Raw genomic sequence first — 8,811 nt, 5'->3', positions numbered from 1 at the left:
TTCAACATTATAGTCATCTTGTAAAAGTTTTTTAAGATTCCTTTCTGTAACCTTTACGGCTTCCTGATTTTTGTCGATTGAATATACTTTTTTGGCTCTTTGAGCAAACTCAACTGTTAAACCACCAGTACCACATCCAACATCTACCACTATATCATCATCTGATACATCTGATTTATATAGAAGTAAAGCTCTTATAGCCTCTTTTGTAGGACCTGGAACTTCACAGATTTTAATAAAGTCATTATCATTAAACATCTAATCACCAAGTTTTATTTAAATAAAAATTCTTACTATTTCCATCTTTTATAAAGATCATTATCAATATCAAGTGAGTCTAGAACTTTACCAACAATAAACTCTTCCATATCTTTGCATGTTTTTGGTTTTGAGTAATATCCTACTATTGGAGGTAATATGATTCCTCCTTCTTTAGAAATCTTTAACATATTTTCAATATGTGTGGTTCTAAGGGGCGTTTCTCTAGGTACAATTATTAATCTTCGCCTTTCTTTAAGAGCAACATCTGCAACACGTGTAATGGAATTTGATGCATATGCATTTGCAATTGCTGATAGGGTTTTCATGGAACATGGTATAATTACGGCTCCATCAAACTTAAATGAACCACTATTTACAGACGCGGTTAAATCATCGTTTTCATAGTAATTATCTGCAAGGCTTACAATATCTTCCAGATTTACATCATATAATTCATATTCTATTATTGTTTTTGCAGCATCACTTATTAATAATCCAGTTTGTATATCTAAATCTTTAAGAGCTTGAAGTAATCTTACACCTAATATAACACCACTAGCTCCTGTAATAGCAACTATTATCATAAGTTTTCCTCATTTTTAAGTTAATATATCTACTTTTTCAATAGTTTTTATAATAAATAAATTATTATTTTATATTAGTTTTAATGTTATCTTACTATTTTTGATTAGTAAAGATCACATATAGTTAAGTAAATCCTGTTGATCATAGTGGGTTATATTATAATTTTTGTCAGTTTTTTCAGGTAAATCTAGATAATCCTCAATATTAACTTTCCTTAAATCCTCTTTGTACTCTTTAGGAGCATATAAAGCAATATCGGGATAATTAAATCTTGCTTTATTTAAAGCTTGAACAATTGAAGATACTTCATTTAAATGATATAAGTTATCATTCAAAGCTATTTGAGTTTTCATCTCATCGAATTTAGGATATTCCGGAAGATTTATGAAGATATAATTGGAATCTATGTTATAATCCTCTCCGATTTCCCTTTCAGCTTTTTTCAAATCTCTTTCTTTAATATCGAATACATCATTTGGATGTAGGAAATTATTTAAACGGATAGTTTTAATCCTTTTAAACAGTTGTCTATTTTCTAATCTTTCTATAATATCTTTAGTATATTCTAATGTAGAATTTTTACATTTTGTGATTAACTCGTTATCGTCATAGATTGATAATTTTTTGGTGTCTAGTTCACCAGATTCCACCATCTTGTCAATAGACCTTCTAAACATGGCATTTACAATACGTGTTGTGTGGTGTTGGTAAACACTGGGATACATGAAATAACGGGCTACAAGCATCGCTTCTGCAGCTTGAACCCCTTTTATATCTAAGACTAAGAATTTTTCCAATTTTAGATTTGAAATAATTCTATCTAAATCTATTACACCATATGCCACACCGGTATAATGTGAATCCCTTATAAGATAATCCATTCTATCAACATCTAATTCCCCGGATATGATAGGTCCAAGTTTATCTTTACCATTAATAATGTCTACAACCTCATCAAGATTAAAATTCTCAGAAATTTTGGTAGATATGGCGGTATTCTTTATAATAAAAGCCGTTTGCTCCTCATGTTTAACATTCATTACAGACTCTGAAACATGTGAGAATGGTCCATGACCTATATCATGTAACATTCCTGCAAGACGTACCAATTGAACCTCATCGTCATCTAGGCCTAACTCTACTGCTAATTTTGATGCAAGGTGCATAGTTCCAATGGAATGTTCAAAACGAGAATGATTAGCTCCAGGATATATTAATGAAGTAAATCCTAACTGTTTAATGCGTCTTAATCTTTGAAATTGGGGATAGTCCAGGATTTCCTTTTCAAGTTCTGTAATAGGAATATTTCCATTAATACTATCCCTTATTGATTTTTTATATTCTAACATCAAACCACATCATATTAATTTTATTTAATCTATAAAATTCACTCTAAACCAATACTTAATCTCTAATATATACCAATATATAAATAAACTTTTCTAAATTTATAAGCTTTTTTTATTAAAATATCTGATATTTATTATTTTAATTATAGAAAAATAGATTGTATTTTTTTAATTTTTAAAAAAGGTTAATTTTAATATTAAGTTTTAGATTTATGGATTTATTTAATATTTTTAGAAAACTGTGGTTTTAAAATAATATTTTTAAAGGACTTGATTTTCTATTAAAAAGAAAAAATTAAAATAAGTAGTTTATTTTGTTTAATATTGATAAAAGTTGTTTTATTCAACAAATCTTGAATCGGCTTTTTGTTTTTTAGCTTTTTTATGATTATTTTCAAACCATCCAATCTGGATATCATCAACTAGTGTATCTTCAAATAATTGGGGTACATATGGCTTAATATCCAAAAGAGGGGTTCCGTCAACAACATCAATATTGGATATATGAACAATGTTGTCCTCAATTGAATCTAATTTGACTGTTGATAATCCAATATTATTTGGTCTTTTAGGTGATCTTGTTGCAAAAACTCCATGTAAAGCATTGTCCATAAATGGTTTAACTTGTAGGGCATTACCATTTGTTAAATGTAAATGGTATATTAATATTAAATGTGAGAATTCCTCAAGATCTTTAAGTCCGTCAACATATTTTTCGTCTAAAACTATTTCTCCTTTAACACCCTTTGCTCCTGTTGGTTGAATTGGCATTCCCTGAGGTTTGTCAAATGGTGTTTTAATTATTCCTATTGGTTCAAATTCAATTTTATCCATAGAATAATATTTTATTTTAAAAACATTTAAAATTTTTTATACTTATCTTTAGTAACATATTGTTTTTTAAAATCATAAAATCGATAATTTTTATATCGAATTGACTATTTTCGGTAAACGATAAAAAATTCTTTTTTCACTAAAAAACAATACATTTATATTGTATGATGATAAACATTATTTTGTAGAAGTAAAATCTACTAAAAATTAATTAAAAATAAATAGTTAACTTATACAATAAAATTATAAAATTATTTTTATCATGTTAATTACGATTTGTAGTTATTATTATAATTTTATTCTATGAGAAATTTTATGATGTGTAGATATGTGGTAAGTAATAAAATTTAAGCTATTTATTAAAAAATATATGGAGTTATTAAAATGGAAATTAGTGCAAGAAATGGATTAAAAGGAAAAGTTGAAAGTGTTACTTTAGGAACTGTAATGGCAAATGTTCATATTAAAGTAGAAGAACCAGGAGTTATTACTGCTGCTATTACTCGTGAATCTGCTGAAAAATTAGGTCTTAAAGAAGGAGACGATGTTTCAGCTATTATCAAAGCAACTGAAGTAATCGTAGGTAAAGAATTATAAATATTTTAGATTAAATATTTAATCTAAATTTTTATTATTCTTAAGCTGCTTTTTTGTCTCATTATTTTTTCTATTTAATGTTTTTATCTTATTTTTACTATTATAATCTTATTAAGTTCTTTTTTTTGTTTATATCTAGTTTTTTTTAACTTATTTCTGTTTCTGGTCCTATTTTTTAGTTATATTATATCTATTTTCGGTTTTGAATATAATTTGTTAAAAGAGATTTTTTTCTGACGGATTATAGAATAAATTTTTAAAAATAGCATTTTGATTTAATATTAAAAAAATCAGTTTAAATGTTTTTGAAATTAAATGTATTAAAATTATTTAAAAAAAGTGTTAAAAATTTAAATTAAAAATTGATAAAATAATGTTTTAGATTAATTGGGGTATTAATAAGAATAAATTATAGTACTCTCCCATATGTATCAATAAATAGATGATAATCAATAGGAATATTATCGAAAAGAATAACTTTATGTTTTTTATAATGAATTTAAGTACTAGAATTATTATTAATAAAATTATTAATTGACCGAATAGAGTCAATATATTTAACCTCCTGCAAGAATGGTTTTAGTTCCTTCATTTGAGTATTCTTCTTTTTTAAAATCAATATCAAATTTAACTCTTTCAATTACTTCCTTCAATGCATCATAAGATTCGTCTCTGTGGGATCCTAACACTGCTACTAAAAATAAACTATCTCCAGTATAGAATTCGCCGATGTAATGGATTAAACTGATCTCATTTACACCATATTTAAGTTTAACATCCTCAGCTATTTCTTCCATTTCCTTTTGAGTCTTTTCATTATCCGGTGTAGTTAATATAAGTTTGTCAATCTCTTTACCAGGTTCCTCACCTCTTACTATACCTTCAAATGTAAATATTGCTCCTGATTGATCTACTTTCTCGTGTTTTTTAAGGTCATTAATTAAGTCCGCTGTACTTACATAATCGTCGTCTTTTTTGATTAATCTTACTACCACTAAAATCACATCCATTTCCAATTCTTTTATTATGTTTATTTGATATAAATTTTTTCTAAACCTATTATAATAATCAATATATATAACTATTGTTATTTATATTTTCTTTTTTTAAAATTTGATTAGGCCATTAATCTTCAGTTTTTTTTATTTCTTAGGAATATTAAATTTCGTTCTTTTCCTTTTTTGTAAGGTGCCTGATTCTAGAGATACCATCAATTTCCTCTATTATTTCAACTGTAGATTTCGGAACCAATGATTGCCAGTCTTCATCATTTATCATTCTTCTTCTAATTTCCCTTCCAGATAAAGTTTCTCTACTATACAGTGGAGGAGCTTTAACGGTATAGTTATTCTCGATAAATAATCTTTGTACTAAAGGATTTCCACTATAAACAACATTAAATGGAGGTGTCATCATATTTACATGAGCTACCCAAATGGCGTTAATGTCTTTATCTTCCATAGGAATAATATAATACCTTAATGGATCTACATTATTCTCAACTAAGAATTTTTTAATCATCAGAATCCTTTCACCTGCAGTAAATGGATCTTTTAGGGTATGGGAGATTTGAGCACTACCTACTCCAATAATTAACTCGTCCACTTCCTCTAGTGTTTTTAAAATTACCTGGCAGTGACCTTTATGTATTGGTTGCATTCTACCTATAATCAATCCACGTGTTATATTGTTCATTTAAAACCACCATCATAATTATAATATTAATTATTATGTATTATAATTATAGTATTAAAATTTAATTTATAAGGTTTATATGGATTGATTAGTAAATCTAAAATTTACATCTTATGAGAAAATATGGGCTTTTTAAAAATAGTATATAATCAGTATTTTATTTTATTTTTTTTTTTTATATGGATTTATTATATTGAATTTTTTTATAATCTATTTGAACTTATTTACTATTTTTTAAAAATAATTTAAAATACCAACTGTTCAATAAATTTTTAGTATTTATAATCATAAAATTTTATTTATATATTTAAAGTAATCGTATATAAATTTATATAAAATTATTAATTTTGTTTAATCGGGGAAAGATTTTTTTTGAACATAATATGGAAAAGTTTATAAACTTCTAATAATTTAATTAAATATATGATATCCGCATATGAAGTAAGTAATGAAACTAAAAAAATATTAGATAATGCTTTAGATGAAGCAATATCTGTTGAAGATGCAAATTATTTGATGAATCTAAAGGGATCTGATGTATTCGCATTACTTGAAACAGCAGATTACTTGAGAAAAGAAATTGTAGGGGATAATGTTTCATTTATTAATAATTGTAATATTAATTTTACTAATATCTGTAAAATTAGATGTGGATTCTGTGCATTTGGAAAGGATAAGGATGATCCTGATGCATATATTCAAAATGATGAAGAAATCCTTTCAAAAGCTCAAAATGCTGTTGAAAATGGTGCACGTGAATTCACATTAATGGGTGGGGTTTTAGAAGAAGCTGACATTGATTATTATGAACATCTCCTTAAGCTTTTAAAAGACCATTTTCCTGATGTGATGATTCACGGTTTCTCACCTACAATGATATTTGATGCATGTAAAAAATCTGAGATGTCTTTAGAGGAAGGAGTTAAGATTCTTAAAAAAGCGGGATTAGATTCACTTCCAGGTACTGCAGCGGAAATATTAACCGACAGATCAAGAAGCATTATTTGTCCAAAAAAAGTTTCCACTCAAGAATGGGTTGATGTAGTAACTACCGTTCATAAAGCAGGTATTCCAGGTTCTGCAACCATGATGTATGGACATGTTGAAACAGTTGCTGAGCGTGTTGAAACCATGAAGATTTTAAGGGATGTTCAAGAGGAAACACATGGTTTTACAGAATTTATCCCTATGACCTTTATGCCAAATTATTCACCGATTTTCTTAAACGGTCAGAAAAATCTTGGTGCTACCGGAATTGAAGATTTGAAACTTTATGCCACTGGTAGGTTAATGTTCAGAGATCTGATTCCTAATATTCAAGTATCCTGGGTAAAGATGGGATATAGATTCGCACAAATTTCACTTCTTGCAGGTGCAAATGATTTGGGAGGAACCCTTGGTGGAGATGAATTGTCTGAGGCTAGTGGTGCTCCTGATGGTGTGGATGCTTCAATAAAGGATTTAATCAAATTAGTAAATGAATTAGGAAGAACACCTATTGAAAGAAACACTAAATATACCGAATTCTTCCCAATTGCTGGTAAATAAATAATTTTTAACTTTATCTTTCTATTAATAGTAAAGTTTTTAAATTAGTTTACAAAGATATTATTAAATATTTTATTAAAACAGATTTAATAGAGGAAACATTATGGCTAAAGATGAAGAAGATATAACTCCGGAAGTTGTGATTGTTGAAAATGATGATCCGTTAAAAATGATACATGACGAACTTAAATTGTTAGCTGAATATTATAATTTGGGAGATGTTAAGTTTAAAGTAGATTTTGAGGATTTATATTATCCAAATGTTTTTGTAATTAAAGGTCCTGAAGGAATGGATGATGTACGCCAGCGTCAATTACAAGCATTATTCCATAGTAAATTAAATCATTTCTGTGATGAACATAATATTTTAAAATCCTATGAATCTGTTAAAATTCAGTTTATCTAATTATTATTTTTTTAAATCAATATGAATATTTTTTCTTTTTATATCTTTTTTTTAGTAGTTTTTAATTTAGTCTTTAAATTCTCGTTTTTTCATTTAACATTTTTTTAAGTAGTTTTTAACTTTTAAGGTTATTTCTTCATGATTTGTATTTAACATTAATTTAGGCTTGTTTTATTCATTATGGAACCCTATAAAACAATTGTTTTAATCAAATTTTTTTATGATAGTTTACAAATAATTTAACATTTTTAATAAGAGGCTATTCCTATTAATTAAAATGATTTTTACCAAAAAATAATAAACAAATTTAAAAGTATTGAATAATATAAATTAAATAGATTATTTATTTTAGAATATTTTTAAAAAATTATTCTAGGATATCTGTGTATTAATCTTATTTTAAACTTATGAGTTTATATTTTATTTTAGAGAAGTTAAATTGGGAATAAAATGTTTAAAGTAGAAAATCTTTCAAAAACTTATAAATTGGACAACAAAGATGAGGTTGTTGGTCTTAAAAATATTAATTTAGAAATTAAAGAAGGGGAAATCCTTGGAATTATCGGAACTAGTGGTTCTGGTAAAACAACACTTTTAAGATGTCTAAGAGGTGTTGAGAAATTTGATGAAGGTGTCATAACTGTAGACGATGTTGTACTTCATGCAGATGACAGTCAATATTATTATAACCAACTTAAAAAAGCAACAGCTATTCATCTTCAAAGAGATTTTGGTCTATGGCCTGCAAGTTGCCGTGAAAATGTTTTAAGGAAAATGTATGGTGCTAAATATGGTGATGAGGCATCTACTCTTTTAAAGGAAGCTGAAAAGGAATTCGGAAAAAAGGCAGATGAGATCTTAAAATTGGTTGGCCTTGAAGGTAAAGACGATTTTCCAGCACCTTTATTAAGTGGTGGAGAAAAACAAAGACTTATTATGGCTAGACAATTAGCAAAAGAGCCTAAACTTTTACTTTTGGATGAACCTGCAACAATGGCATGTCCAAAAACAAAACAAGAAATTTTGGATGCTGTTAAAAAGATTAATAAAGAACTTGGAATTACGGTAATAGTTGTATCTCACTTGCCGGAGGTTCAAAAATATTTAGCCGATCGTATTGTTTTAATGAATGACGGCGAAATAGTTGAAATCAGTGATGATGTTAATGGTATAACCGATGAGTTTTTATCTAAAAGAGCACCTGAATCTGATATTACTATTAAAGCAAGTGATGAAACCATTATAAAGGCAGAAGATATTGATAAAAGATACTTTGTTCTTAATGATGGTGTAAGTTTGGATATTGAAAATGCTAATTTTGAAGTTAAAAAGGGAGATATTTTAACACTGTTAGGACCAAGCGGTGCAGGTAAAAGTGTACTTTTACATATCTTGGACGGTATTGAAGATGCCGATGGGGGAAAAGTTACTTATAAACTTAAAACAGATAATGAAGGAGTTTTATGGGTAGATATTCATAAACCTTCCTTACATAGGATGGATGTAAGGCGTAAAGTGGGATTTATGTATCAGGAA

General features: G+C 27.3%; 10 protein-coding genes. 4 read left to right on the top strand and 6 right to left on the bottom strand.

Annotated elements, in window-relative coordinates; translation table 11 throughout:
- The 4 genes from ON24_RS03140 to tsaA all read right to left on the bottom strand — a co-directional run.
- On the bottom strand, positions 1 to 258 hold a 258-nt coding region (locus ON24_RS03140), incomplete at its 3' end, for a methyltransferase domain-containing protein (protein ID WP_040681940.1).
- Between the two features lie 35 nt (positions 259 to 293).
- Complete coding sequence (locus ON24_RS03135) at positions 294 to 845, bottom strand: UbiX family flavin prenyltransferase (RefSeq protein ID WP_040681939.1); 552 nt, start codon at positions 843 to 845, stop codon at positions 294 to 296.
- A gap of 114 nt (positions 846 to 959) precedes the next feature.
- A complete protein-coding gene (locus ON24_RS03130) occupies positions 960 to 2,195 on the bottom strand; it encodes an HD domain-containing protein (RefSeq protein WP_040681938.1) in 1,236 nt (411 codons plus the stop codon).
- 339 nt (positions 2,196 to 2,534) lie between these two features.
- A complete protein-coding gene (gene tsaA, locus ON24_RS03125) occupies positions 2,535 to 3,029 on the bottom strand; it encodes a tRNA (N6-threonylcarbamoyladenosine(37)-N6)-methyltransferase TrmO (protein WP_040681937.1) in 495 nt (164 codons plus the stop codon).
- Between the two features lie 384 nt (positions 3,030 to 3,413).
- On the opposite strand from tsaA, the gene ON24_RS03120 reads away from it, so the two are divergent.
- Positions 3,414 to 3,626 (top strand): TOBE domain-containing protein, encoded by a 213-nt coding sequence (locus ON24_RS03120; protein WP_016358363.1) that lies wholly within the window; start codon positions 3,414 to 3,416, stop codon positions 3,624 to 3,626.
- Positions 3,627 to 4,183: 557 nt separating this feature from the next.
- On the opposite strand, the gene ON24_RS03115 is transcribed toward ON24_RS03120, so the two are convergent.
- The gene (locus tag ON24_RS03115) at positions 4,184 to 4,621 is read right to left on the bottom strand and encodes a molybdenum cofactor biosynthesis protein MoaE (protein WP_050553541.1); all 438 of its coding nucleotides are present in this window, start codon (positions 4,619 to 4,621) and stop codon (positions 4,184 to 4,186) included.
- A gap of 163 nt (positions 4,622 to 4,784) precedes the next feature.
- Positions 4,785 to 5,321: a nicotinamide-nucleotide adenylyltransferase gene (locus ON24_RS03110; RefSeq protein ID WP_040681936.1), complete on the bottom strand. Its 537-nt coding sequence runs from the start codon at positions 5,319 to 5,321 to the stop codon at positions 4,785 to 4,787.
- A 423-nt stretch (positions 5,322 to 5,744) separates the two neighbouring features.
- On the opposite strand from ON24_RS03110, the gene cofH reads away from it, so the two are divergent.
- The 3 genes from cofH to ON24_RS03095 all read left to right on the top strand — a co-directional run.
- The gene (gene cofH / locus ON24_RS03105; protein WP_040681935.1) at positions 5,745 to 6,869 is read left to right on the top strand and encodes a 5-amino-6-(D-ribitylamino)uracil--L-tyrosine 4-hydroxyphenyl transferase CofH; all 1,125 of its coding nucleotides are present in this window, start codon (positions 5,745 to 5,747) and stop codon (positions 6,867 to 6,869) included.
- A gap of 103 nt (positions 6,870 to 6,972) precedes the next feature.
- Positions 6,973 to 7,275 (top strand): hypothetical protein, encoded by a 303-nt coding sequence (locus tag ON24_RS03100; RefSeq protein WP_040681934.1) that lies wholly within the window; start codon positions 6,973 to 6,975, stop codon positions 7,273 to 7,275.
- Between the two features lie 450 nt (positions 7,276 to 7,725).
- Positions 7,726 to 8,811: ATP-binding cassette domain-containing protein (locus ON24_RS03095; protein WP_040681933.1), on the top strand; the 1,086-nt coding region annotated here is incomplete at its 3' end.

Origin of the sequence: Methanobrevibacter boviskoreani JH1, from assembly GCF_000320505.1 — an archaeon.
Lineage (GTDB): Archaea > Methanobacteriota > Methanobacteria > Methanobacteriales > Methanobacteriaceae > Methanarmilla > Methanarmilla boviskoreani.
This window is presented reverse-complemented; position numbering and strand designations above follow the sequence as displayed.

Excerpts from the sequence above, each read along its gene's own strand:
- ON24_RS03135 (WP_040681939.1), bottom strand. The coding sequence starts at position 845 with ATGATAATAGTTGCTATTACAGGAGCTAGTGGTGTTATATTAGGTGTA.
- ON24_RS03130 (WP_040681938.1), bottom strand. The coding sequence starts at position 2,195 with ATGTTAGAATATAAAAAATCAATAAGGGATAGTATTAATGGAAATATT.
- tsaA (WP_040681937.1), bottom strand. The coding sequence starts at position 3,029 with ATGGATAAAATTGAATTTGAACCAATAGGAATAATTAAAACACCATTT.
- ON24_RS03120 (WP_016358363.1), top strand. The coding sequence starts at position 3,414 with ATGGAAATTAGTGCAAGAAATGGATTAAAAGGAAAAGTTGAAAGTGTT.
- ON24_RS03110 (WP_040681936.1), bottom strand. The coding sequence starts at position 5,321 with ATGAACAATATAACACGTGGATTGATTATAGGTAGAATGCAACCAATA.
- cofH (WP_040681935.1), top strand. The coding sequence starts at position 5,745 with ATGATATCCGCATATGAAGTAAGTAATGAAACTAAAAAAATATTAGAT.
- ON24_RS03100 (WP_040681934.1), top strand. The coding sequence starts at position 6,973 with ATGGCTAAAGATGAAGAAGATATAACTCCGGAAGTTGTGATTGTTGAA.